This is a genomic window from Clostridioides sp. ES-S-0048-02, assembly GCF_020658495.1.
Taxonomy (GTDB): Bacteria; Bacillota; Clostridia; order Peptostreptococcales; family Peptostreptococcaceae; genus Clostridioides.
Genome location: NZ_JACVWH010000073.1, coordinates 1 through 443, shown reverse-complemented (window position 1 = coordinate 443; position 443 = coordinate 1). Strand labels below are relative to the sequence as shown.

The 443-nt window shown below is 33.2% G+C and carries 1 protein-coding gene; it reads right to left on the bottom strand.

The genetic code is table 11. The annotated features are described in order from the left end of the window. Nucleotides 1–443, bottom strand: a 443-nt coding sequence (locus IC173_RS20440) for a baseplate J/gp47 family protein (protein WP_227856214.1), incomplete at both ends; no start/stop codon positions are given.

Here is a 443-nt window from a genome sequence, read left to right as displayed (position 1 = left end):
TTTAAACTATCATAGTATCTTTGTCTTAAACTGTCCTCACTCTCTTCATCTTCTCCATTTATTAGTATTTCAGTTAACTCAGCAGTTTCAAGACCACCTATATATTCAATTGGAATCAACTGGCCAAGTTCAAAAATAGGACCAGTGGTTTCGCATTTCATCTTATATGTTTTTTCAGATATTCTCTCAACTGCCACATAATTGTATTCTCCTAAGTTGAATCTTGAATCAAGAGGAATATCTATATTAAAGACTCCTTTTGCAATTGTATTAGTGGCTGGTAAAGGTTCGATTCCTCTTTCTTTACATCTTTTCTCTAAATAATAGTAACTAGCAGTATCTACAAATGTTTGGTCTAGTAATTCATCCATAGCGACATAAGTTTCCGTAAGTTCTATAGCAACTGGTGCCAAGGCATTATATATTATAGAACCTTCTCGTTT